The sequence below is a fragment of the Alcaligenes sp. GW821-FHT11D07 genome, assembly GCF_058808495.1.
In genome coordinates, this window is sequence record NZ_JBXART010000002.1 from 662,659 (window position 1) to 686,289 (window position 23,631).

Genomic DNA, 23,631 nt, shown 5'->3' on the forward strand with positions numbered 1-23,631 from the left:
TATGTACGACACCCCCGCTATTTCCATGGCTCAATTGCAGGAGCTCAATAGTGCCGAGACGGTCGTTCTGACTGTCAACAAGCGCTACGCCCGTCGCTTGCTGGGGCATCTGTCCGCCAGCCTGGCAGGTGCGGGAGGGACGGTGGCCGTGCCTGAAATCGTGCCTTTGGGAGCCTGGCTGGCTCAGGCCAGCGATCAGCTCTGCTTTTCCGAGCAGTGGCAGCCGGCGGCGCACCAAATGGATCGCTTCGCCGCCCTGCAGCGCTGGGAACACAGCATCGAGCAGTGCGAGGAAGAGGGCTATTTTCTGGATGTGGGGCAGGCGGCGCGTCTGGCCTGTGAAGCCGATACCTTGCTGGATGAGTGGCATATTGAATTGAAGCCCGGTGAAGCCAGTGTGGATTTTGAACGCTTCATGCAGTGGCGCTCTCATTATCGACAAAGCCTGGCGCAAGCTGATCTGGATGATGCCAATCTGGCGGCAGGGCGCGTGCTGGCGGCTGTGCGGCAGGGCGCTTTACACATGCGCCATCGCCATATGGTGCTGCATGGTTTTCATGAATATTCGCCGCGCCTGCAAGCCCTGCTCAGTGGCTTGCAAGAGGCCGGGGTGGAGATCTTGCGCCTGGAGCATGAGGAGGCCGCAGCCACTCAAGTACATCGGGTGCAAGCCCAGGACGCAGATACCGAATGGCGTTTGGCCGTGCAGTGGGCACGTCGTCAATTGGACGAAGACCCAGACCGCACGGTGGCCATTGTGGCTGCCCAGCTGGAGACTCAATTGCCCTTGGTGCATCGCCTGTTGCGGCAGGCTATGCACACTGATCAAGGCGCCTTGCCCTATAACGTGGCGGCTGCCCGATCCTTAGCGGAGTGGCCCGTGGTAGAAGCGGCCATGGCCTGGTTGAAAGCTTTGTTTACCTTGGCGACCAAAGCCCAGGCAGAGCCCGCCATGCTGGGCGAGGCTTTGCGACTGGGGGCGTGTCAGGCCGAACAGTCTGAAGCTGGGGGACGTGCTCGCATCGACAAGGCGTGGCGTGACAACCGCATCACTCAAGTGGGGCGTAAAGAGTTTGAAGACATGCTCAGCTTTCACACACCCGAATTGGGCTTGGCGTGGGACAAGGCAATGGAGCGCTTCAATGCCGTGTCGTCTGGGGCACAAGGGGTAGACACCTGGGCGTCGGTCATGCGCCAGTGTTTGGAAGCCTTGGGCTTTCCCGGGACCAACCGCCTGGACAGTGCGCAGTTTCAGACACTGGAGGCGTTGGAAGCCTTGCTGCTGCAACTGGCACAGCAAGCGCCGGTGCTGGGGCGTATCAGTGCCTTGCAGGCGCAGAATGCGTTGGCTCGCATGGCGCGTGAAAACCTGTTCCAGCCGCAGCGCGATCCGCGCTCCCGTTTGGATGTGCTGGGCTTTCTGGAGGCTGAAGGCGGGCGTTGGGATGCGGTGTGGGTTCTGGGGCTGACAGATGAAATCTTGCCTGCCGCTGTCAAACCCAATCCTTTGATCCCGGCCCAGGTTTTACGCCGAGTGCAGGCGCCGCGCAGTACGCCGGAGCGCGAGCTGGAGTGGGCACGCTGGATGCTGGCGGCGCTATTGCGTTGTGGGGATCAGGTGCTGCTGAGCGCGCCTTTGCATCAAGGTGAGCAAGAGCTTAGGCCCAGCCCCTTGATTGCGAATTGGCCCTTGCTGGACACGCCGTGGGCTGTGCAGGCCGAGCAGGCCGCTGCGCAGGAAGCCTTGCGAGATGAGCGGGGCCCACCGCTGCAGATGGACGAGCGTATTCGTGGCGGCATCAGCGTGCTGGATACACAGGCTCGCAGTCCCTTATGGGCTTTTGTGAAATTCCGTTTGCATGGACAGGCTCTGCCGGACTATGCCCGTCTAGGGGATATGAATACACGCGGGATGTTTTTGCACCGTGCCGTTGAGCTGTTCTGGCTTCAAGTGCGGGATCAGGACCGTTTGCATGAGCTGATTGGTGAAGACACGCTGGTGCAGGTCGTGCAAGGCTGCGTGAACCAGGCCGCCCAAGAGGAACTGCCCGATTACGGGCCTGTACTGCGTGGCCTGGAAATGGAGCGCGGGATGGCCGTGCTGACCGAATACGCTCATCAGGAAGCGCAGCGTCCTCCCTTTGCTTTGGGGGCAACTGAGCATGAATTGAGCTGGAGCCGTGGCTTGCTGCGCTTAAATCTGCGTCTGGACCGTTTGGATGATTTGGCGGGCGGCGAGCAATTGCTGCTGGACTACAAAACCGGTATCGGCGAGCTGCGCCCCGATAAAGACTGGCTGCGGCCCCGACCGGTCAATTTGCAACTGCCGTTTTATGCAGCCGCCTTGCACGATGAAGGCCGTGCGGTCAGTGGTCTGGCTTTTGTGCGTTTGCATGCCCGTCAGGTGGGGTTGAGCGGTTTGGCCGCACCGGGCATGGATATTGAAGGGCTGACCGAGCTGGAAACCGCCCAGCAGTGGACAGCCCAGATTGCGCAGTGGAAGCAAGCGGTGGAAGGCTTGGCTGACGAGTTTTTGCAGGGGCAGGCCGCCAATCAGATCTGGAATCGCAATGACCTGCTCTATTGCGATGTCTTACCCTTTTTACGATTGTTCCAGGAAGACCTCCAGGAAAATGGAGGAGAAGCGTGATGTTTACTATTCCTAGCGATAGTCAGGCCCGGGCTCGGGCACTGGACCCTGATGCCTCCTTTCTGGTGCAGGCACCAGCCGGTTCTGGAAAAACCGAATTATTGACTGACCGAATTTTGGCCTTGCTGGCGCGTGTACAGCGGCCAGAAGAAATTGTTGCCATCACCTTTACCCGTAAAGCGGCTGCTGAAATGCACGCTCGCGTATTGGAGAAACTGGCTGCAGCCGATCAAGAGCGACCGGCAGAGCCTTATCGCGTTCGTAGCTGGGAGCTGGCTCGCGCTGCCATGCAGCGTAATCAGGAGCAGCAATGGGACTTGTTGGCTTATCCGGCTCGTCTAAGCATCCGGACGATTGACTCCTTGTGCGCCCATCTGGTGCGTGCGATGCCCTGGATCACCGGTTTGGGCGGTGTGCCCGCCATTACTGATAAGGCGCAGGAACACTACGAAGCGGCGGCCTGGGCTACCTTGGAAATGGCGGAAAGCATTCCTAGCGTGGCGCGCTTTCTGGAGCATATGGATGTGAATCTGCTCCAGGCCCAGGCGCTCCTGGCTGGCATGCTGGCTAGCCGGGATCAATGGTTGCCTGCCATGGGGCAGGGGGGCGATCTTGCTCTGTTGCAAGACAGTCTGCGCGAGGTGGTTGAACAGCAACTGCAGCAGTTAAGCGAGAGCTTGCCGCCGGGCTGGTCCACCACTTTGGCGCCCCTGGCCTGCTTTGCTGCGTCCAACCTGGATGCAGGAGACGTGCTGGCCTTGGCCGATTGGCGAGGCGATACCCTGGCTCCGGTCATGGATGACTTGCCCCGCTGGCGTGGACTGGCGGCGCTATTGCTGACGGATAAAGGCGATTTGCGTAAAAGTCTGACGGTGCGCAATGGTTTCCCTCCTAAAACAGCACAAAAAGAAGCCTTGAGTGAATGGCTGGGGAATTGCCTGGGTACTGAATCCTGGGTCTCCCGTTTGGCGAGCGCCCGGCTCTTGCCCGCTCAGTATTCCGAGCAGCAGCAAGAGGTGTTGTCGAATTTGATTCAGGTGCTTTGGTTGGCCGCTGCACAGTTAAAACTGCGTTTTGCCGAAAAAGCCGAGGTCGATTTCACGGAAATTGCCCAACGAGCGCTGCAAGCCCTGGGGGATGCGGACGAGCCGGGGGAACTGCTCTTGCGCATGGACCGCTCTATTCGCCATCTCTTGGTGGACGAGTTTCAGGACACGAGTCAGTCACAAGTGCAGTTGTTGGAACGCTTGACCAGTGGTTGGGAGCCGGACGATGGGCGCAGCCTGTTCCTGGTGGGCGACCCGATGCAATCCATCTACCGCTTCCGTAAAGCGGAGGTGGGCTTGTTCTTGCAGGTCTGGCAGGCCAAGCGCCTGGGTGAGGTGGAGCTGGAGCCGTTGAACCTAAGCAATAACTTCCGCTCGCACCCACGTTTGGTGGAGTGGGTGAATCAGGTAGGCGCTCAGCTCTTTCCGCCGCGTCCTGATCCGGACTTGGGCATGGTGACTTACGAGCACTCCACCGCCTTCAAACCTGATGTACCACAGTGGGCGGTGCAGTTTCATCCCTCCTGGCATTTCCGGGTGGCTCGCGGCGAAGATGCGGTGCCGTCACAACAGGCGGCTCAAGAACGAGCCGTGGACGATGCCGTCCAATGCGCGGCACAAGCTTTGCAGCGCTACCAGGACAGTGAGCATCCAGTCGCTATTTTGGTACGGGCGCGTTCTCACTTGCATGGTCTGGTACGCAAGTTGGGTGAGCAGGGCATACCGTGCCGTGCAGTAGAGCTGGAGCCTTTGCAACAGCGCCCTGTGGTCGCTGACCTGGTGCAATTGGTCCGAGCCTTGGCGCATCCGGCTGACCGTCTGGCATGGTTGTCTGTGTTGCGTTCTCCTTTGATCGGTTTGCGTTTGGACAGCTTGCACCGTTTGTGCGCCTTGCATCCCACACAAACCCTGGCCGAGTTAACGCAGGGTCAGGACTTCAATGATTGGGAAGCGGACGAGCGTGCTCGTTTGCTCTTCGCGTGTCAGATTCTGCTGGATCGGGGTAATCGCAGTGGCTTGATGCCTTTTGCAGCTTGGGTGCAGGAATGCTGGTTGCGCTTGGGTGGGCCGCAGGTGTATCCCAGCTTGGCCGATCAAGCGGACGCGGAGCAGGTTTTGCGTTTGCTGGAAGAACTGTGTCCTTACGGGCCACCGGATCAGCAGCAGCTACAGTCCCGAGTCGAGTCCTTGTACGCCACCCCGCAAGGGACCGGCAAGGCTGTAGAAGTCATGACGATTCACAAATCCAAGGGTCTGGAGTTTGAAACCGTTATTTTGTTTGGGCTGCATAAGCAGTCTGCGGCTGACTCTGAACCCTTGATTCGTTTGGAACATAGCGCCGAGCGATTGATTCTGGGGCCGATCAGCCATAAGGGCAGCGAGCAGCGCGACCCCGTCTCGCAATTTCTGGCGGCTCGGGAGCGTATCCGTGCCGAGCAGGAAAGCCATCGCCTTTTATACGTGGCGTTGACCCGTGCGCGTCAGGAACTGCATTTGTTTGCAGAGTTGAGCATTACGCCCGATAAAGGACTGCGCGAGCCGGATGGCCGCTCCTTGCTAAGTCGGGTGTGGCCGGTGCTGGAGCAACCGTCTGCCCCTGTGTGGCAAGCCGAGCAAAATGTGCGGCAGGAGGAGGACGGGCAAAGTTCCGCTGCGCTCTTGCAGCGTGTTGTGAGCGTGCCTGCCCTTGCGGCGGCGCCCCTGCAGTCAAGCAATCCGCAATATCAAAGCTGGCAGTGGTCCTTGGATACCACTCATGAAAAGGCGATTGGTACGGTTGCTCATGACTGGCTGGAAAAACTGGGGCGTGAAGGTTTGGATCAATGGCCGGTGGAGCGCTTGCAACAAGGCCGCGCCGTCATGCGTCGTCAATTGCTACGGGCTGGCGTGCCTGCGGCCTATTTGGATGAAGCGGCGCAATCTTTGTTTGAAGCGATCAAGGCAACAGTAGAAACCGAGAGGGGCCGATGGTTGCTGGGCGTCAGCCGGGCGTACCGTGAATGGTCTTTGCTGGATGTCAGCGGCCGCGTATCGATTATTGACCTGGCCATTTCACAGGAAGACCATTGGCTGGTGGTGGATTACAAAACCGGGCGGCCTGCCGAGCATGAAACTCTGGAGGCTTTTGCCGAGCGTATGCGGGAGCGTTATGCCCCTCAATTGGAGCGATATTGCGAACAAGTACAGGCTCTGGATGGGCGCCCTGCGCAGGCTGCGCTTTATTTCCCCAGGGCCGATCTTTGGCTGCCGTATTAATGCTACACTACTTGTCGGCGGGCCCCTCCGCATGGTTCGGCGGTGAATCTGGTCAGGTCGGGAACGAAGCAGCCACAGCCGTGCAGAATCAGTGCCGGAGTCAGGCTCGCCACTTCATTTGCTTGCTGGGCTTCTCGCGCCCAGGCTATCTTCTCCCCTCCAGCACCGAATCCGGTACACTTTTCCTTTCGCTTATTTGTATTGATGGTTCACGCCGTCCGGAATTCGCATGACCTATCTCGTTCTGGCCCGCAAGTGGCGCCCCCGTTCCTTTGACACCCTGGTTGGTCAGGACCACGTGGTGCGCGCTTTGACGCACGCCCTGGAAACCCAGCGCCTGCATCATGCCTGGCTGTTTACGGGCACCCGCGGGGTGGGCAAGACTACCTTGTCACGCATTCTGGCCAAGTCGCTGAACTGCGAAACCGGGATTACCGCCAAGCCCTGCGGGGTTTGCCAAGCGTGTACGGAAATTGATGCCGGACGCTTTATTGATTATGTAGAGCTGGATGCCGCCTCCAATCGGGGCGTTGAAGAGATGACCCAGTTGCTGGAGCAGGCGGTGTATGCCCCGAGCTCCGGCCGCTACAAGGTCTACATGATTGACGAAGTTCACATGCTGACCGGGCACGCGTTCAACGCCATGCTCAAGACGCTGGAAGAGCCTCCCGCGCACGTAAAATTCATTCTTGCTACCACGGACCCGCAGAAGATTCCGGTCACGGTGCTCTCACGATGTCTGCAGTTCAATTTGAAGCAGATGACAGTGCCGGCTATTGTCGGGCACTTGCAAGAAATCCTGACTGAAGAAGGCATGCAGTTCGAGGTTCCAGCCCTGCGCTTATTGGCTCAGGCGGCTGACGGCTCCATGCGGGATGCCTTGTCGCTAAGCGATCAGGCCATCGCCTATAGTGCTGGTGATCTTAGCGCCCAAGCGGTGCAAGCCATGTTGGGCACGATCGATCAGCGCCATTTGGCGCAACTGCTGCAAGCACTGGTTGCTTACGATGCACAGTCCATCATGGCGGTGGCAGACGATCTGGCCTTGCGTGGCCTGTCCTATTCGGGAGCCTTGGCGGATCTGGCAACCTTGCTGTCCCGGATTGCCATTGAACAGCGCATTCCCGGCACGATTACGGATGATGATCCTTTGGCAGAAGCGGTGCGGCAATTAGCGCCCACGCTGTCGCCTGATCATGTCCAGCTTTTTTATTCGGTAGCGGTGCATAGCCGTCAGGAGCTGTCATTGGCTCCGGATGAGTATGCCGGTTTTGTAATGGCTTGCTTGCGCATGCTGGCCTTGTTGCCCGAGCCCGTACCGGCTCAGCCTGTGCCGCCATCGGGCTCAGGGACGGCGGTAGCCAGTTCCAGTGCGGCCACTGTGGCGCCTGCCACGGCACCCGCAGCGGCTCCGGCAGCAGTGGTGGACGCTGTTGCTGCACCAGCAGCCGCTTCCGCCCCATCAAGACAGCAAGCGGCCCCGTCGGTATCCGCACAGCAAGCTGAGACTCAGGCCGCAGCGCCTGTCGCTGCTGTTGCAAATGCCAATCCAGCCCAAGCTGAGCCTGTTAGTGAAGAAGCCCCAGCACAGGCTGAGGATTTTGTTCCTGCTTGGGAAGACTCCCCGCCGCCTGCTGTCGCACAGACGCCCGCTTTGACAGAGTCCAGCCCAGCGGTGGATCAGGCGCAGGCAATTGAAGCGGCTTCGGCCACGGGCAGCGCTGCTGTTGATGCAGTGGAATCTGCGCCAGCCTCAGAGTCATCCGCCGACCCTGAAGTTGCCAAGCCGCAAACTAAAAACACGGCTCAGCCCTTGATGGCTTCCCAAGCTCAAGCGGCAACACGCGTTGACCCGGTGGCGGAAGAAGCGCCGCCCGCCGCTCCGGGTCCGGCAGGCCAGGAAGAGCCTGCCTGGTTGTCCGAGGGCATGGACGAGGAATTCGAGAATTACCAGCCTTTGGATATGGATGCGGCCCTTGCCGAAGAAGAGGGCGATGTGCCGTCTGTATCCATGTCTGATCGCTATATGCCCGACACGGATTTGGGTCTGCCGGTGCCGCAAAGCGGTTCGGCAAGCCCGCGTTCCGTCCGTTTGGGTGGCATGAAAGCAGAAACCTGGCCTGACGTGGCCGCTAGCCTGCCCTTAAGCGGCTGGGCCGCTGAGCTTGCCCGCCAAAGCGAATGGCTGGGCGTGAAAGGACAGGAAGTTCACCTGCGTGCCAAAATCAAGGCAACTGAAGGCAGCCAGGGCAAAGCGCGTTTGCGTACCGTTTTGTCGGAGTACTTTGCCCAGTCCATTCAGTTGGTGATTGAATACGGGGATACGGGTGATGCCACCGCGCATGCCGTGGAGCAGGCCAAGCTGGCAGAACGCCAGCGACAGGCCGAAGAGCAAGTCACCCAGGATCCCTTTGTCTTGAGTCTGATTCAGGATTTTGGCGCCAGCGTCAAACCGGGATCGGTTAAGGCCACACCTTTGGTTCGGGCCGCCTGAATGGCCCCTTGTCAATTTATATCAATCAGGAAAACCAAACCATGATGAAAGGTCAAATTGCCGGCTTGATGCGTCAGGCGCAGCAAATGCAGGAAAACATGAAAAAGGCGCAGGATGCCTTGGCCGATATCGAGGTCGAGGGCGTTTCCGGTGGTGGTCTGGTCAAGGTCACCATGAACTGCCGCCACGATGTGCGCCGCGTCTCTATCGACCCCAGCTTGCTGGAAGATGACAAAGACATGTTGGAAGATTTGATTGCTGCCGCTTTTAACGACGCGCAGCGCAAAGCCGAGGCAACGTCGCAGGAAAAAATGGCGGGTGTGACCGCTGGCCTGCCACTGCCACCCGGTATGAAGTTCCCGTTCTAATGAACGAACCGCAGATCACTGAGCCCGAACCACTTCGGGCTCTGATCCAGGCTCTGCGTCGGTTACCCGGTGTGGGCGAGCGCAGTGCTCGCCGCATGGCCTACCACTTGTTGCAACACGACTTGGTAGGCGCCGACCAATTGAGCCGCGCTCTTGAACATGCCACAACGGCACTGCAGCACTGTCAGCGCTGCAATGGGTTCACTGTCCAAACTATTTGTGAAACCTGTGCCAATCCCCGCCGTGATCCGGCGTTGTTGTGTGTGGTGGAGACGCCTGCCGATCAAAACATGATCGAGGCTACGCATGGTTACCGAGGTCTTTACTATGTCCTGATGGGGCGTTTGACGCCGCTGGAAGGCATAGGCCCGGATGCCTTGCAATTTGACCGCTTGCTAGAGCGAGCTGGTGATGGCCAAGTGCAGGAAGTGATTCTAGCGACTAATTTCACCGCAGAGGGCGAAACCACCGCCCATCATCTGGCGGAGATGCTCAGCAGCCAAGGCTTGAAAGTGACTCGGTTGGCACGCGGTGTGCCAGCGGGCAGCGAGCTGGAATATGTTGATCCCAGCACGATCGCCTGGGCCTTGATGGAGCGTCGCGCCACCTAATCAGGTTTGACCGCTTAGCGGACAAGGGGCGTACTGCCCCTTGTTTTTGGGTATAAGTATCAAGCCTATATAGTTTATGACCAACAACAAGAAGGGGATTGCCATGAAACTGACTCGTCGTCATGCGCTCAAGCTGGTTGGAGCATCGGGATTAGCGTTGTCATTGCCATCGCTGGGCCGTGCGCAAGAGATTGAAAAAAAGAACATTACCGTAGCCGTCGGTGGCAAAGCGCTGATTTACTATCTGCCTTTGTCCATTGCAGAGGTTAATGGCTACTTTGAAGACGAAGGCCTGAAGGTCAAGGTTGCGGACTTTGCCGGTGGCTCCAAAGCGCTGCAAGCGGTCGTAGGTGGTAGTGCAGACGTGGTGTCGGGTGCTTTTGAACACACGATCAACCTGCAGTCCAAAGGGCAGTTCTATCGAGCCTTTGTGCAACAAGGACGCGCACCTGCCATTGTTTTGGCTGTGTCCAACAAGACGATGCCTAACTATCAGTCGCCAGCCGACTTGAAAGGCAAGAAAATTGGTGTGACCGCACCGGGCTCCTCGACCAATATGATGGTCAACTTTTACTTGGAACAAAACGGTCTGAAGCCATCGGATGTCGCCTTTATTGGCGTAGGTGCAGGCGCTGGGGCAGTCACTGCCATGCGTACTGGCCAGATTGATGCCATGGCTAACCTGGACCCGGTTATCGGCACCCTGCTTAAAGAAAACGAAGTGCGCATTATTGCCGACACTCGTACCGTGGCCGATACCAAAACCATTTTCGGCGGCAATATGCCATCGGCGTGTTTGTACGCGTCCGAAGAATTTATTGAGAAAAACCCCAAGACTGCCCAGGCTTTGGCTAACGCCATCGTGCGCGCAGACAAATGGATTCAGGCCAATGATGCCGAAACCATTGCCAAGACCGTGCCTGCCTCCTACCTGTTGGGCGATGTGGAACTGTACAAACAGTGCCTGGACGCCAACAAAGAATCGCTCTCGCTGGATGGGCGAGTCGATGAGGACGGTCCCGCGACTGCGCTGAACGCCCTGGCTGCTTTTGTGCCCAATCTGGACGCGTCCAAGATTGATATCACTAAAATCTTCACCAACGAATTTGCCGACAATGCCAACAAGAAGTACCCCAATGTCTGAGGCAGCCCTGTCTTTGGATAATGTCAGCTGTGTATTTGCTTCTCGCGATGGCAAGGGCACCTACACAGCAGTCCGTGATGCCAGCCTGTCCATTGCGCCGGGCGAGTTTGTGTCTGTAGTCGGGCCCACGGGCTGCGGTAAATCCACCTTGCTGAACGTAGGGGCCGGCTTGCTGAGCCCCTCGTCAGGCGAGGTCCGTGTGTTTGGCAAACCTTTGCAAGGTGTCAACGAGCGCGCGGGCTACATGTTCCAGGGCGAGGCTTTGATGCCCTGGCGCAGTGCCGAGTCCAACGTGATGGCCGGACTGGAGTTTGCCGGCGTCCCCCAGGACGAGGCCCGCGCCCGCACGCAAGAGTGGTTAAAGCGGGTGGGTCTGGGTGGTTTTGGGGATCGTTACCCGCATCAGATGTCCGGTGGCATGCGCAAACGCGTCATGCTGGCCCAGACCCTGATTCGTGACCCCGACATCATCCTGATGGACGAACCCTTTTCGGCGTTGGACATTCAGACCCGTCAGTTGATGGAAAACGAAGTACTGGAGATTTGGATGGCGCAGCGTAAAGCGGTGCTGTTCATCACGCACGATCTGGACGAAGCCATTGCCATGAGTGACCGTGTGGTGGTGCTGTCGGCCGGACCGGGCACGCATCCTATCGGTGAATTTCATGTCGATCTTCCACGTCCCCGCGACGTGGCCGAGGTACGCAATAACCCCCGTTTTGTCGAATTGCATGCGGCAATCTGGGCCGTTCTGCGTGATGAAGTCTTGAAGGGTTATGCCCAGCAAAAGCGCGCCTGATATGTCTAAGTCTATTACTCGATCCAAGCTGGCCCTGCGCGGCTGGCAAATCTCGCTGCTTGTGGTCATGTTGCTGGCCTGGCACTTTTTGACCCTGGACCCTAAGGCGGCGTTCTTTTTTGGTCAGCCTTTGGAAGTGGTCAAGGTGATCTGGGCCTGGTTTGTCACCAACGGTGATATTTACCTGCACCTGGGTGTGACCTTGAGCGAAACCTTATTGGCCTTTGCCATCGGTACGATTGCAGGCCTGGCTTGCGGTTTGTGGCTGGGGCTATCGCCTCGTGCAGCTGCTTTGCTGGACCCTTATCTGACGGCAGCTAACTCCATGCCACGCGTTATCTTGGCGCCGATTTTTGGCATGTGGTTCGGTCTGGGCATCTGGTCCAAAGTTGCGCTGGCTGTAACTCTGGTGTTTTTCATCGTGTTCTTTAACGTGTACCAGGGTGTGCGTGAAGTCAGCTCCACGCTGCTGGATAACGCCCGCATGTTGGGTGCCAGCCGTCGTCAATTGCTGCGCCACGTCTACATTCCCTCGGCAACCAGCTGGGTGTTTTCCAGCTTGCATACATCGGTCGGTCTGGCCTTTGTGGGGGCTGTGGTGGGTGAATACCTGGGCTCGGCCAGCGGGGTGGGCTATCTCATCTTGCAGGCCGAAGGCACGCTGGACGTAAACACGGTGTTTGCCGGCATTGTCGTGCTAACCGTATTTGCTCTGATTCTGGATGGTCTGGTCAGCGTATTTGAAGACCGGCTCCTGGCCTGGCGACCTCAAAGCGGCGGGACAGAAAAGCTCTGATCGTGTCGCTTGCAGTCAGGCAGCGACCTGACAGGGCACACTCTAGAACCGGCTCCTTAGACAAAGGAGCCGGTTTTTTTATGTCTTTCTTTTATGTGCTTGGCGCAGATCAACTGCCCTATAAACGCTAAGGATCAACAAAAAGGGCAGGTCGCATGAGTATGCTGCCTGCCCCTTAGGACGACCAGTGCTTGCTTAGGCCTGCTGACGCGCCTGCTGAATCAGGGCATCCAGCTTGATGCCGTCAGCGGTGAACTGGCGGATGCCTTCGGCCAGCTTTTCGGTAGCCATGGCATCCTGGTTCAGATCAGTGCGGAAGGTGATTTCGTTGCTGGCACGCCATTCGGGGGCTACCGCTTTCGCTCGGGCGACATCCAGAGCAGCAGGCACTTCACCTTGGGCGGCGTCCAGTTGGCCCAGCAGCTCGGGGCTGATGGTCAACAGATCGCAACCGGCCAGGGCCTTGATCTGGCCCACATTACGGAAACTGGCACCCATGATCTCCGTGGGGATGTCATAGGTTTTGTAGTATTCGTAAATGCTGCGTACTGAACGCACGCCGGGATCATTTTCACCTTGGTGGGCGTTTTCATCCCACTCGCTGCCAGCCGATTTCTTGAACCAGTCGTAGATGCGGCCCACAAAAGGGGAGATCAGAGTGACTTTGGCCTGGGCGCAGGCAATGGCCTGGGGCAGGCAAAACAGCAAGGTCAGATTGCAATTAATGCCTTCGGCCTGCAAAGTTCGCGCAGCCTGGATACCTTCCCAGGTGCTGGCCAGCTTGATCAGCACGCGCTCGCGATCAATCCCCGCTTTTTCGTAACGTTGAATGATGTGGCGGGCACGCTCGACGCTGGCCAAGGTGTCAAACGACAAACGGGCATCAACTTCAGTGGAAACACGGCCGGGCACGATATCCAGGATCTGACGACCAAAAGAGACCAGCAGCAAGTCGCTGGTTTCTGCCAGGCTGGCATTGGGGTGGTCGCTGATGACGCGGTCAAGCAAGGGCCGATAGGCCGGCTGCTGGACAGCCTTCAAAATCAGGGACGGGTTGGTTGTTGCATCGGTAGGGCGATACGCACGCATCGCTTCAAAATCGCCTGTATCGGCCACTACGGTTGTGCACTGGCGCAGGGAGTCAAGCTGAGTAGTCATGTCTGTTACTAGTCCATCGCAAAGCCATCAAACCAATCAATTACTGTAGTCGATTTTCCAACTTTCTGTGCCTCGTTTCAGTGTTATTCCCGATAAACTACCGGAAAATCGCCGTTTGAGCATATAATCAGAAGGTTTAATATTAATTTCAGAACCGGGGTTTTTAACGTGCTGCCGTCTTTATTTCCTGAGGAGTCCCGCACTATCACTAGTGCTATCCTAGCCCTGGCGGATGGAACCCTATTCAAAGGGGTATCAATCGGTGCCGAGGGGCACTGTGTTGCTGAGATCGTTTTCAATACAGCCATGACGGGCTATCAGGAAATCCTGACAGACCCAAGCTACAGCGGTCAAATTGTTACGCTTACCTATCCGCACATCGGTAATACCGGTGTCAATCCAGAGGACTCCGAATCCACCAAGGCCCATGCTGCTGGCCTTGTTATCCGCGATTGTCCTTCTCGCCTATCCAACTTCCGCTCCACCCAGTCTTTGCCTGACTACCTGAAAGCTCAGGGCGTTGTGGCTATCTCGGGTATCGACACCCGCAAGCTCACTCGTATTCTTCGCGAAAAAGGCTCCATGGGCGCCTGCATTTTCGTGGGCGATGACGCCGAGCGCGCGTTGGAACTGGCTCGTTCTTTCCCTGGCCTGCAAGGTCAGGATCTGGCCAAAGTGGTCACCACCGACAAGATTTACGAGTGGACCGAAGGTTCCTGGGAATTGGGTGAAGGCTTTACCAAGCCTGAAACCGGCCAGTTCCATGTGGTGGCTTACGACTTTGGTGTTAAGGCCAACATCTTGCGTCTGATGGCAGACCGTGGCTGTAAAGTCACCGTCGTACCTGCACAGACTCCTTTGGCCGATGTGCTGGCTTACGAGCCTGACGGTGTGTTCTTGTCCAACGGCCCTGGCGACCCAGAGCCTTGCGATTACGCCATCGAGGCCTGCAAGGGCTTGCTCGAACGCAAGCTGCCTGTATTCGGTATTTGCCTGGGTCATCAGATTCTGGGTCTGGCCGTGGGTGCCAAGACACTGAAAATGAAGAATGGCCATCATGGTGCCAACCACCCTGTGCAGGAACTGGCCAGCGGTCGCGTGTTCATCACTAGCCAGAATCATGGCTTTGCGGTGGATGCTACAACCCTGCCTGCCAATGCCAAGGTCACGCACATTTCTTTGTTCGATCAAAGCCTGCAAGGCTTCGAGTTGACAGATCGCCCCGCGTTTTGCTTCCAGGGTCACCCCGAAGCTACACCCGGTCCGCGCGATATTGCCTCGCTGTTCGACAAATTCATCAGCCTGATGGCTGCTCACCAGGCCAATAAAGCCGCGTAAGAATAAATCGCACTATGCCAAAGCGTTCAGACTTAAAAAGTATTCTCATCATTGGCGCGGGCCCGATCATCATCGGTCAGGCTTGCGAATTCGACTACTCGGGAGCCCAGGCGTGTAAGGCCCTGAAGGCCGAGGGTTACCGGACCGTGCTGGTCAACAGCAACCCGGCCACCATCATGACGGACCCGGATACGGCCGATGTCACCTACATCGAGCCCATCACCTGGGAAGCTGTCGAGAAAATCATTGAAAAAGAGCGTCCCGATGCGCTCTTGCCCACCATGGGCGGTCAAACCGCGCTGAACTGCGCGCTGGATCTGGCTAAATATGGCGTGCTGGAAAAGTACGGCGTCGAGCTGATCGGTGCCAATGCTGCCGCCATCGAAAAAGCCGAAGACCGCCTGAAGTTCAAAGATGCCATGACCTCCATCGGTCTGGAGTCAGCCAAGTCTGGCGTGGCTCACAGCATGGATGAAGCCTGGGCTGTGCAAAAGCACATTGCTGAAGAAATCGGCACCTCGGGTTTCCCGGTCGTTATCCGCCCCAGCTTCACGCTGGGTGGTACAGGTGGCGGTATTGCCTACAACCCGGAAGAGTTTGAAACGATCTGCCGCCGTGGTCTGGAAGCATCGCCCACCAAAGAGCTGCTGATTGAAGAATCGCTGCTGGGCTGGAAAGAGTTTGAAATGGAAGTCGTGCGCGACCGTGCCGACAACTGCATTATTGTTTGCTCCATTGAAAACCTGGACCCGATGGGCGTGCACACCGGTGACTCCATCACCGTAGCGCCTGCTCAGACCCTGACAGATCGCGAATACCAGATCATGCGTAACGCTTCGATCGCGGTATTGCGTGAAATCGGTGTGGATACCGGCGGTTCGAACGTTCAGTTCGCCGTGAACCCCGATAACGGCCGCATGATCGTTATCGAAATGAACCCGCGCGTATCGCGCTCCTCCGCATTGGCTTCCAAAGCCACTGGTTTCCCTATTGCCAAGATCGCTGCGCGTCTGGCCGTGGGTTACACCCTGGACGAGCTGCGTAACGAAATCACCGGTGGTGCGACCCCTGCGTCGTTCGAGCCCACCATCGATTACGTGGTCACCAAGGTGCCTCGTTTCGCATTTGAAAAATTCCCTCAGGCTGACTCGCGTCTGACTACCCAGATGAAATCCGTGGGTGAAGTGATGGCCATTGGCCGCACTTTCCAGGAATCCTTCCAGAAAGCCCTGCGTGGCCTGGAAGTGGGTGTAGATGGTCTGAACCAGAAAACCACCGACCGCGAAAAACTGCAGGTTGAGCTGGGTGAGCCTGGTCCAGAGCGTATCTGGTACGTGGGTGATGCCTTCGCTCAAGGTCTGACCCTGGACGAAGTTCACAACCTGACCAAGATCGACCCCTGGTTCCTGGCCCAGATCAAAGAGATCGTGGACATCGAACTGGCTCTGGAACAGAAGACGCTGGCCGATCTGGACCGCGACACCTTGTTCGGTTTGAAGCGTCGTGGTTTCTCCGACCGCCGTCTGGCTTTCTTGCTGGATACCGTGGAATCGGAAGTGCGCAAACTGCGTCACCAGTTGAACGTGCGTCCTGTCTACAAGCGTGTGGACACCTGCGCGGCTGAATTCTCTACCGACACCGCCTACATGTACTCGACCTACGAGGAAGAGTGCGAATCCAAGCCTACGGACAAAAAGAAGATCATTGTTCTGGGTGGCGGTCCTAACCGTATTGGTCAGGGTATTGAGTTTGACTACTGCTGTGTGCACGCTGCTTTGGCACTGCGCGAAGATGGTTACGAAACCATCATGGTCAACTGCAACCCTGAAACCGTTTCGACGGACTACGACACCTCAGACCGTCTGTACTTCGAGCCGTTGACGCTGGAAGACGTGCTGGAAATCGTCCACATCGAAAAACCCGTCGGCACCATCGTTCAGTACGGTGGCCAGACGCCTTTGAAATTGGCTCGTGCTTTGGAAGCCAACGGCGTACCTATCATTGGTACCAGCCCAGAGTCCATTGACGTGGCTGAAGACCGTGAGCGCTTCCAGAAGCTGCTGACCAAGCTGGGTCTGCGTCAACCGCCAAACCGTACTGCCCGCACCGAAGGCGAAGCCATTTCCCTGGCTGCCGAAATCGGTTACCCGCTGGTAGTGCGCCCAAGCTACGTGCTGGGTGGCCGTGCCATGGAAATCGTGCACGAACAGCAAGACCTGGAGCGCTACATGCGCGAAGCGGTCAAGGTCAGCAATGACTCGCCCGTGCTGCTGGATCACTTCCTGAACAACGCCACAGAAGTGGACGTGGACTGCTTGGCCGATGGCGAGCGTGTCTTTGTCGGCGGTGTAATGCAGCACATCGAGCAGGCAGGGGTTCACTCCGGTGACTCCGCTTGCAGCTTGCCTCCTTACTCGCTCAGCGACGAGACCGTTGCTGAAATCAAGCGCCAGACAGCACTCATGGCCAAGGCCCTGAACGTCAAGGGTTTGATGAACGTGCAGTTCGCCATTCAGGATGGTGATGTGTATGTGCTGGAAGTGAACCCACGTGCTTCGCGTACCGTGCCGTTCGTCTCCAAGGCTACAGGCTTGCAGCTGGCCAAGATCGCAGCGCGTGCCATGGCCGGTCAGACACTGACCGAGCAGGGTATTACTGAAGAAATCACGCCGCCTTACTTCAGCGTGAAAGAAGCGGTGTTCCCCTTCGTGAAGTTCCCTGGTGTGGATACCATTCTGGGACCTGAAATGAAGTCCACCGGCGAAGTCATGGGCGTGGGCACCTCGTTTGCCGAAGCCTTTGTGAAGTCGCAGATGGCTGCCAGCGTAAATCTGCCCAAGGGCGGTTTGGCGTTCATCAGCGTGCGTGGTCAAGACAAGCCTCAAGCGGTCGAAGTGGCTCGTGGCTTGATCTCGCTGGGCTTTAAGGTCGTGGCTACTCGCGGAACCGCCAGCGCCATTGAACAGGCTGGTCTGGCTGTTCAGGTGGTGAACAAGGTTACCGAAGGTCGTCCGCACATTGTGGACATGATCAAGAACGGCGAAATCTCCTTGGTCATCAATACGGTTGAAGAGCGACGCAACGCTATTGTTGATTCGCGTACAATCCGTACACATGCGCTGGCTGCCAACTTGGCCTACTACACCACAATCGCGGGTGCTGTAGCCGCCGTTCAAGGCCTGCAGTATCTGAGTCAAGGTGAAGGCCTGAAGGTTTACGCGGTACAAGAGCTGCACGCTCTGCTCGCGAAACACTAAGTCGCACCATGCCAGAAGGGCGCACCTGTAAGGTGCGCCTTTTTTTGTCTTTGGCTCAGACAAGACCAAGCCGTCTTATTGGGGCAGCACACAGGCTACAAAGTCTGTGGAGCGCGGAAGTTTCTTCTTTGGAGATCATGTCGTGAAATGGTTCATTCTTGCCGTGTTCATTGTGTGCACGATTGTGGTGCACTTTAGGGGTCGAGTCAGACATCGCTTTTCACGCCAGTTGCTGGACCACTCCACCTTCACGGCACCGCTGAATGTCTTCATGTACGGTTTTTCGGCTGTACCTAACGAGCCGTATCTGGATCTGAAACACTTTCCCGAACTGAACAAGCTGCTGGAGCATTGCGACGAAATTCGTGCCGAAGCCGAGCAACTGTTTGGCGAAGGCCACATCAAGGCTTCGGATAAGTACAACGATGCGGGCTTTAACTCTTTTTTCAAAACTGGCTGGACGCGCTTTTACCTGAAGTGGTATGACGCTGATCACCCCTCAGCCCGTGAGCTGTGCCCGGTCACGACCAATCTGCTTAAGGACATTCCGTCGATCAAGGCGGCAATGTTCACCTCTCTGCCACCGGGTGCTCGTTTGCCTCGTCACCGTGATCCTTATGCCGGCTCCTTGCGTTTTCACATGGGCCTGATGACACCTAACAGCCCGGATTGCTATATCGATGTGGATGGCCAGACTTATTACTGGCGTGACGGTGAAGCGGTGGTTTTTGACGAGACCTTTATCCACTACGCGGAAAACAAGACCGATCAAAATCGCATCATCTTGTTTGCTGACGTAGAGCGCCCCATGCGCTACCGCTGGGCACAGGCCATCAATCATGCCGTGGGTGGGTTTTTGCTGCGGGCTGCTGCTGCGCCTAACCAGGAAGGTGACCGCACTGGTGGCATTAACCGCATTTTCGGTACGGTGTATGCGGTGCGTCGTTTCGGCAAGGCGATCAAGAAAAAGAACGAAACGCTGTACTACATCCTCAAGTGGATTCTGGTGCTGGGTATCGCTGCTTTGATCTTCCTGTAAAGCTCAAGGCAGACATGCAAACCGTCTTTATCACGGGTGCTAGCAGCGGCTTGGGCAAGGCACTGGCGCAGGAATACGCAGCGCAGGGCGCCTGCCTGGGTTTGCTGGGGCGGCGTCAGGAAGAGCTGCAGGCGCTGGCAGATAGCTTGCCCGGTCAGCACCGTATTTATGCGGTGGATGTCCGCGACAGGGATGCTTTACATCAGGCCGCCCAGGACTTCCTGCAGTTCACCGGCCAGAAAATTGATGTGGTCATTGCCAGTGCCGGAATCAGTGCGGGCACCTTGACGGAAGAGACGGAAGATTTCGCCGTTTTCAAAGCCATTGTGGACACCAATCTGCTGGCCATGGTGGCTACGTTTGAACCCTTTATCGCCACCCTGAAAGCCGCTGGGCAAGGCAGCCTGGTGGGTATTGCCAGCGTGGCCGGTATTCGTGGTTTGCCGGGTGCAGGCGCTTACAGCAGTTCCAAGGCCGCAGTCATCGCCTATTGCGAGAGCTTGCGGCTGGAGCTGTCTTTGCATGGGGTTTCTGTCGTGACGATTACCCCCGGCTACATACGTACTGCCATGACGGCCCAGAATCCATATTCCATGCCGTTTTTAATGCCAGCAGCGGATTTTGCCCGTAAAGCCAGAAAAACAATCGAGCAGGGAACCTCCTACCGAGTCATTCCCTGGCAAATGGGGATCGTGTCGCGTTTGATGCGGCTTTTACCCAACTGGCTGTACGACAGGTTGGCACGTCAGGCACCACGCAAACCTCGTCTGAAAAAAGACTCTTGACGCTTCATGTTGCACACATTTTTTAAGGGCTTCATGCTCAGCATTGCCATGATCATGGCAATCGGGGCCCAGAACGCGTTCGTGCTCCGGCAGGGTCTGCAGGGCCGACATGTTTTTCCCGTGGCGCTGATCTGTGCGCTGTCTGATCTCTTGTTTATTGTGCTGGGTGTGATGGCGGTCGGGGCCTTGATTGCCTCCAAGCCGTGGCTGGCGCTCATGCTGACTCTGGGCGGGGCCGTGTTTTTGTTGTGGTACGGCGCACGCTCGTTTTACTCAGCCTGGCGCTCCAATAGTGTGCTGGAGGTGCACAGCTCCAAGGGAATGGCAGGGGTTTGGCCTACTATTCTGGCAACGCTGGCCGTGACCTATTTAAACCCAGGCGTTTATCTGGATACCTTGCTGATCATCGGCGGCATGGGTGCTTCCCTAGCCGCTGATCAAAAAGTCGTATTTGTTGTGGGCGCTGGACTGGCATCGATACTGTGGTTCTTTGGCCTGGCCTATGGTGCCCGGCTCTTGCAGCCCTTCTTTGTGCAGCCTAAAGCGTGGCGCATGCTGGAACTGTTGATCGGCGTGATTATGTGGTCGATTGCCTTGCCACTGCTGGTAAAAGCCTACGCCTTGGCGCAGAGCCTTTAAGGGCGGCGGTTTAGCGCTGTTCGTCCAACGCAGTATTCAAATGCGGCAGTTGCCCCCACAAGGTGCTTTTCCAGTTCAGGTCGGCATCAATATTGAAGAAATTCAGGCTGGTGTTCAAAATTGCCTGGGTGCGTTTGGCATTCAGTGCTTGTTGATTGAGCTTGCGCCAAACCATATCAATCACGCCACCGTGTGCAAATACCAGCAGGTTCTTGCCGGGGTGCTCTTTCGCCAGCGTTTCAAAGCAGTCCAGGATGCGCGTTTGAAACTGGCGCAGCGATTCCCCACCCTCTACGGCGTAGTCAATGTCTACGGTATCGTCCGGCTGATCCGGGCCATGTCGGCCAGCGGCATCCCAAGCCTGTCCTTCCAAAGCGCCAAAGCCCCGCTCGCGTAGCCCGGCCCGTTCTTGGATAGCAATATCCCAGTGCTGACAGGCAATGGCGGCGGTTTCTGACGCGCGCTGTAAATCACTGCTGATCACTGCATCAACAGGCATGGTAAAGGCGGGGGAGCTCAAATAGCTTTGCAGGGCGCGGGCTTGTTCCCGGCCAGTCTCGTTCAGCTCTATGTCTTGCCAGCCCTGCAAGCGGCGGACAGCATTCCAGGCGGTTTCACCGTGACGGATCAGACAAATAGACGTACTCATGCTCGCAATCATTATCAAAGGGGGATCTGACTGCCTTAGGCAGGCCGATTGTCTATTGTAGTGTGTCAGTCAAGCTCAGAAAGATAGACGGGGTATATACCGCATATAGCGCGAGCTTCGACGCAAAAGCAGGCTTGAACTGTAGTGGCACTTGTCCTGCGCTTGGGGTTTACCGTGTACCGCCTTATTTTCAGGTGCCTTGTTCTGTCTTTCACGTTTAAAATCATGCCTCAACGAATCCGCCAGTAAGTAGATGCTTGCTGCGCTACCCGTGTGTCGCATTCGGCCGTCTTTCTTTATTCCTTTTCTGGAACCTTTTATGTCTCAGTCCTACTTTCCGCGCTGGCGCCGTGTATCCGGCAGCGAGCCCGGCGCGGTTGTGCAGCCCGACGAATGTCTGGCGACACCGCAAAACATTGCGATGGGCGCACAGCACGTGGTGGCCATGTTTGGCTCTACCATTCTTGCCCCTTTGCTGATGGGTTTTGATCCCAATCTGGCCATTTTGATGTCCGGTATTGGTACGCTGATTTTCTTTGTGTTTGTGGGTGGCCGCGTTCCTAGCTACTTGGGTTCCAGCTTTGCCTTTATTGGTGGTGTGATTGCGGTGACGGGCTATGCCGGCAGTGGTCCTAATCCCAATATAGGCGTGGCGCTGGGGGCCATTATTGTTTGCGGTCTGGTCTATACCTTGATCGGCGTGCTGGTCTGGGTCTTTAACGCACGCACCCAGGGCGGTGCGGCAAGACTGATCAACCAGTGGATGCCGCCGGTGGTAACAGGTTCAATTGTGGCCGTCATTGGTTTGAACCTGGCTCCCATTGCCGCCAAGGGCGCCATGGGCGGCGGCACCTTCGATTCCATGATGGCGTTGATGACCGTGCTGTGCGTAGGTGGCATTGCCGTGTACACCCGTGGGCTTGCCCAGCGTCTGCTGATTCTGGTCGGTCTGGCACTGGCTTGCGTCCTCTACTGGTTGTTTACCAATGTGATGGGCTACGGCACAGCGATTGATTTCAGTGCTGTGTCGCAAGCGGCCTGGTTGGGCCTGCCCAACTTCACCGCGCCCGTATTCCAGGCGCATGCCATGACGGTGATCGTGCCAGTTGCCATTATTCTGGTGGCCGAGAACCTGGGACACATCAAGGCCGTGAGTGCCATGACCGGGCAGGACCTGGATGGCTATCTGGGCCGTGCCTTTGTAGGTGATGGTGTGGCCACCATGCTGTCCGGCTCGGTAGGCGGCACAGGCGTGACAACCTACGCTGAAAATATCGGCGTGATGGCTGCTACTCGCATTTACTCCACGCTGGTATTTGCCTTCGCAGCTGTGATTGCAATCTTCCTGGGCTTCTCGCCCAAGTTTGGCGCGGTCATCCAGTCCATACCCGGTCCTGTGCTGGGTGGTATGTCTATTGTGGTGTTTGGTTTGATTGCCATTGCTGGCGCTCGTATCTGGGTGGTCAACCAAGTGGACTTCAGCGACAACCGCAATCTGCTGGTCGCTGCGGTAACGCTGATTCTGGGTGCAGGTAACTTTTCCTTGCAGTTTGGCGTGATTCGACTGGACGGGATTGGTTGCGCAACTTTCGGTGCTATTTTGCTGCACGCCTTGCTGCGTGGTCGTCGCCGCAATATGGTCTGAACGGCGCAGCGCTGAACAGGACTGGCCTGCGCCCTTTGTGGCGTCATGGCCAGTGTCAGGTCCCTTGCACTCGAAGGCTTATCGGGTCAACTTCTGTTTTTTTACACAGGGGTTAGTGGGGCTTGCTATTTTCAGGCAGTTTGCCGACAATAGATCTCACACCCCGGTTCTTCGCGGGGTTTTTTTCTGCCGCAGAATTTCTCTGTGTCGGAAAAGCCATATTGGGGCGGCCGGCAAGTTGTGGCTTGGGCAGTGTGTTGCTATGTACGCTGCAGGGTCGCTAAGACCTCAAGTCAGCATATTCAGCCTGTTTGACTGTTCGCCCCATCATCGTTATCCCCCTATCTTCCAGGCGCTCCAGCTACGGAGCGTCTTTTACTTGTTGAGCAGGAATACTATGTCTGCGATCCCATTGACTGCGCAGGGCGCACAACGTTTGCAAGTCGAATTACACCGCCTCAAGACGGTGGAACGTCCGGATGTGATTAACGCCATCGCCGAAGCGCGAGCACAAGGCGATTTGTCCGAGAACGCGGAGTACGATGCCGCGCGCGAACGCCAAGGCTTTATTGAAGGACGGATCAGCGAACTGGAGGGCACCTTGTCCAATGCCCAAATCATCGAACCAGCTACGCTGGATGCGGAAGGCCGCATTGTGTTTGGTGCCACGGTTGAAATCGAGGACCTGGAGTCCGCCAATACCGTTACCTACCAGATCGTGGGTGATGTGGAGGCGGATATCCGCGCCAACAAGATCTCTATTTCCAGCCCCGTGGCTCGTGCCTTGATTGGCAAGACCGAAGGCGATGTGGTCGAGGTCAAGGCACCTGCCGGCATCCGCGAGTACGAGATCCTGTCGATCAAGTACATCTAATGCAGGTACAACAGCAGGTTTATCCTGCTGTTGATACAAGCCGTGCAAAAGAAAGGCCCCTGTACATAGTGCCGGGGCCTTAT

At 57.0% G+C, this 23,631-nt stretch carries 17 protein-coding genes and 1 other RNA gene; 16 read left to right on the top strand and 2 right to left on the bottom strand.

The window, feature by feature from the left end:
- Position 1 precedes the first annotated feature (1 nt).
- From AC1RSM_RS11655 to AC1RSM_RS11695, 9 genes are all read left to right on the top strand, one after another.
- A complete protein-coding gene (locus AC1RSM_RS11655) occupies positions 2-2,650 on the top strand; it encodes a PD-(D/E)XK nuclease family protein (protein WP_492932661.1) in 2,649 nt (882 codons plus the stop codon).
- On the top strand, positions 2,650-5,952 hold the full coding sequence (locus AC1RSM_RS11660) for a UvrD-helicase domain-containing protein (RefSeq protein ID WP_492932663.1): 3,303 nt from the start codon (positions 2,650-2,652) through the stop codon (positions 5,950-5,952). The genes AC1RSM_RS11655 and AC1RSM_RS11660 overlap by 1 nt, the downstream gene beginning before the upstream one ends.
- Before the next feature lie 16 nt (positions 5,953-5,968).
- Positions 5,969-6,066: signal recognition particle sRNA small type (gene ffs, locus AC1RSM_RS11665), an RNA gene on the top strand.
- A gap of 115 nt (positions 6,067-6,181) precedes the next feature.
- On the top strand, positions 6,182-8,446 hold the full coding sequence (locus AC1RSM_RS11670) for a DNA polymerase III subunit gamma/tau (RefSeq protein ID WP_492932665.1): 2,265 nt from the start codon (positions 6,182-6,184) through the stop codon (positions 8,444-8,446).
- A gap of 41 nt (positions 8,447-8,487) precedes the next feature.
- Positions 8,488-8,814 carry a YbaB/EbfC family nucleoid-associated protein gene (locus AC1RSM_RS11675; protein ID WP_492932667.1) on the top strand — a complete coding sequence of 109 codons (327 nt, stop codon included), beginning with the start codon at positions 8,488-8,490 and terminating at the stop codon, positions 8,812-8,814.
- Positions 8,814-9,425 (top strand): recombination mediator RecR, encoded by a 612-nt coding sequence (gene recR, locus AC1RSM_RS11680; RefSeq protein WP_492932669.1) that lies wholly within the window; start codon positions 8,814-8,816, stop codon positions 9,423-9,425. The genes AC1RSM_RS11675 and recR overlap by 1 nt, the downstream gene beginning before the upstream one ends.
- A 103-nt stretch (positions 9,426-9,528) precedes the next feature.
- The gene (locus AC1RSM_RS11685; RefSeq protein ID WP_492932671.1) at positions 9,529-10,569 is read left to right on the top strand and encodes an ABC transporter substrate-binding protein; all 1,041 of its coding nucleotides are present in this window, start codon (positions 9,529-9,531) and stop codon (positions 10,567-10,569) included.
- Positions 10,562-11,368, top strand: coding sequence for an ABC transporter ATP-binding protein (locus tag AC1RSM_RS11690; protein WP_492932673.1), 807 nt, complete (start codon positions 10,562-10,564; stop codon positions 11,366-11,368). The genes AC1RSM_RS11685 and AC1RSM_RS11690 overlap by 8 nt, the downstream gene beginning before the upstream one ends.
- Before the next feature lies 1 nt (position 11,369).
- Positions 11,370-12,164 (top strand): ABC transporter permease, encoded by a 795-nt coding sequence (locus AC1RSM_RS11695; protein ID WP_492932675.1) that lies wholly within the window; start codon positions 11,370-11,372, stop codon positions 12,162-12,164.
- Between the two features lie 195 nt (positions 12,165-12,359).
- Here AC1RSM_RS11695 and tal read toward each other — a convergent pair whose 3' ends face one another.
- Positions 12,360-13,322 (bottom strand): transaldolase, encoded by a 963-nt coding sequence (gene tal, locus AC1RSM_RS11700; protein WP_492932677.1) that lies wholly within the window; start codon positions 13,320-13,322, stop codon positions 12,360-12,362.
- A 168-nt stretch (positions 13,323-13,490) separates the two neighbouring features.
- Here tal and carA point away from each other — a divergent pair, with 168 nt between their 5' ends.
- The 5 genes from carA to AC1RSM_RS11725 all read left to right on the top strand — a co-directional run bounded on the left by carA (position 13,491) and on the right by AC1RSM_RS11725 (position 20,380).
- The gene (carA, locus tag AC1RSM_RS11705) at positions 13,491-14,660 is read left to right on the top strand and encodes a glutamine-hydrolyzing carbamoyl-phosphate synthase small subunit (RefSeq protein ID WP_492932679.1); all 1,170 of its coding nucleotides are present in this window, start codon (positions 13,491-13,493) and stop codon (positions 14,658-14,660) included.
- 14 nt (positions 14,661-14,674) lie between these two features.
- Entirely contained in the window at positions 14,675-17,917 is a 3,243-nt protein-coding gene (gene carB / locus AC1RSM_RS11710; protein WP_492932681.1) for a carbamoyl-phosphate synthase large subunit, read from the top strand.
- Positions 17,918-18,059: 142 nt separating this feature from the next.
- Positions 18,060-18,956, top strand: coding sequence for a lipid A hydroxylase LpxO (gene lpxO, locus AC1RSM_RS11715; protein WP_492932683.1), 897 nt, complete (start codon positions 18,060-18,062; stop codon positions 18,954-18,956).
- A 14-nt stretch (positions 18,957-18,970) separates the two neighbouring features.
- Complete coding sequence (locus AC1RSM_RS11720; RefSeq protein WP_492932685.1) at positions 18,971-19,741, top strand: SDR family oxidoreductase; 771 nt, start codon at positions 18,971-18,973, stop codon at positions 19,739-19,741.
- A 6-nt stretch (positions 19,742-19,747) separates the two neighbouring features.
- On the top strand, positions 19,748-20,380 hold the full coding sequence (locus AC1RSM_RS11725; protein ID WP_492932687.1) for a LysE/ArgO family amino acid transporter: 633 nt from the start codon (positions 19,748-19,750) through the stop codon (positions 20,378-20,380).
- A gap of 10 nt (positions 20,381-20,390) precedes the next feature.
- Here the strand turns inward: AC1RSM_RS11725 and AC1RSM_RS11730 are convergent, their stop codons facing one another.
- Positions 20,391-21,029 (bottom strand): histidine phosphatase family protein, encoded by a 639-nt coding sequence (locus AC1RSM_RS11730; protein ID WP_492932689.1) that lies wholly within the window; start codon positions 21,027-21,029, stop codon positions 20,391-20,393.
- Between the two features lie 319 nt (positions 21,030-21,348).
- Between AC1RSM_RS11730 and AC1RSM_RS11735 the strand changes: the two genes are divergently transcribed.
- Both AC1RSM_RS11735 and greA read left to right on the top strand, forming a co-directional pair.
- The gene (locus AC1RSM_RS11735; protein WP_492932691.1) at positions 21,349-22,674 is read left to right on the top strand and encodes a solute carrier family 23 protein; all 1,326 of its coding nucleotides are present in this window, start codon (positions 21,349-21,351) and stop codon (positions 22,672-22,674) included.
- Between the two features lie 397 nt (positions 22,675-23,071).
- The gene (gene greA / locus AC1RSM_RS11740) at positions 23,072-23,548 is read left to right on the top strand and encodes a transcription elongation factor GreA (protein WP_492932693.1); all 477 of its coding nucleotides are present in this window, start codon (positions 23,072-23,074) and stop codon (positions 23,546-23,548) included.
- The last annotated feature ends 83 nt before the right edge of the window (positions 23,549-23,631 follow it).

What these genes read in the sequence shown, in the direction of transcription:
- AC1RSM_RS11730 (WP_492932689.1), bottom strand. Translation starts at nt 21,029, where the DNA reads ATGAGTACGTCTATTTGTCTGATCCGTCACGGTGAAACCGCCTGGAAT.
- greA (WP_492932693.1), top strand. Translation starts at nt 23,072, where the DNA reads ATGTCTGCGATCCCATTGACTGCGCAGGGCGCACAACGTTTGCAAGTC.
- AC1RSM_RS11670 (WP_492932665.1), top strand. Translation starts at nt 6,182, where the DNA reads ATGACCTATCTCGTTCTGGCCCGCAAGTGGCGCCCCCGTTCCTTTGAC.
- AC1RSM_RS11695 (WP_492932675.1), top strand. Translation starts at nt 11,370, where the DNA reads ATGTCTAAGTCTATTACTCGATCCAAGCTGGCCCTGCGCGGCTGGCAA.
- AC1RSM_RS11720 (WP_492932685.1), top strand. Translation starts at nt 18,971, where the DNA reads ATGCAAACCGTCTTTATCACGGGTGCTAGCAGCGGCTTGGGCAAGGCA.
- tal (WP_492932677.1), bottom strand. Translation starts at nt 13,322, where the DNA reads ATGACTACTCAGCTTGACTCCCTGCGCCAGTGCACAACCGTAGTGGCC.
- AC1RSM_RS11690 (WP_492932673.1), top strand. Translation starts at nt 10,562, where the DNA reads ATGTCTGAGGCAGCCCTGTCTTTGGATAATGTCAGCTGTGTATTTGCT.
- AC1RSM_RS11675 (WP_492932667.1), top strand. Translation starts at nt 8,488, where the DNA reads ATGATGAAAGGTCAAATTGCCGGCTTGATGCGTCAGGCGCAGCAAATG.
- carB (WP_492932681.1), top strand. Translation starts at nt 14,675, where the DNA reads ATGCCAAAGCGTTCAGACTTAAAAAGTATTCTCATCATTGGCGCGGGC.
- AC1RSM_RS11655 (WP_492932661.1), top strand. Translation starts at nt 2, where the DNA reads ATGTACGACACCCCCGCTATTTCCATGGCTCAATTGCAGGAGCTCAAT.
- AC1RSM_RS11660 (WP_492932663.1), top strand. Translation starts at nt 2,650, where the DNA reads ATGTTTACTATTCCTAGCGATAGTCAGGCCCGGGCTCGGGCACTGGAC.
- recR (WP_492932669.1), top strand. Translation starts at nt 8,814, where the DNA reads ATGAACGAACCGCAGATCACTGAGCCCGAACCACTTCGGGCTCTGATC.
- AC1RSM_RS11685 (WP_492932671.1), top strand. Translation starts at nt 9,529, where the DNA reads ATGAAACTGACTCGTCGTCATGCGCTCAAGCTGGTTGGAGCATCGGGA.
- AC1RSM_RS11725 (WP_492932687.1), top strand. Translation starts at nt 19,748, where the DNA reads ATGTTGCACACATTTTTTAAGGGCTTCATGCTCAGCATTGCCATGATC.
- AC1RSM_RS11735 (WP_492932691.1), top strand. Translation starts at nt 21,349, where the DNA reads ATGTCTCAGTCCTACTTTCCGCGCTGGCGCCGTGTATCCGGCAGCGAG.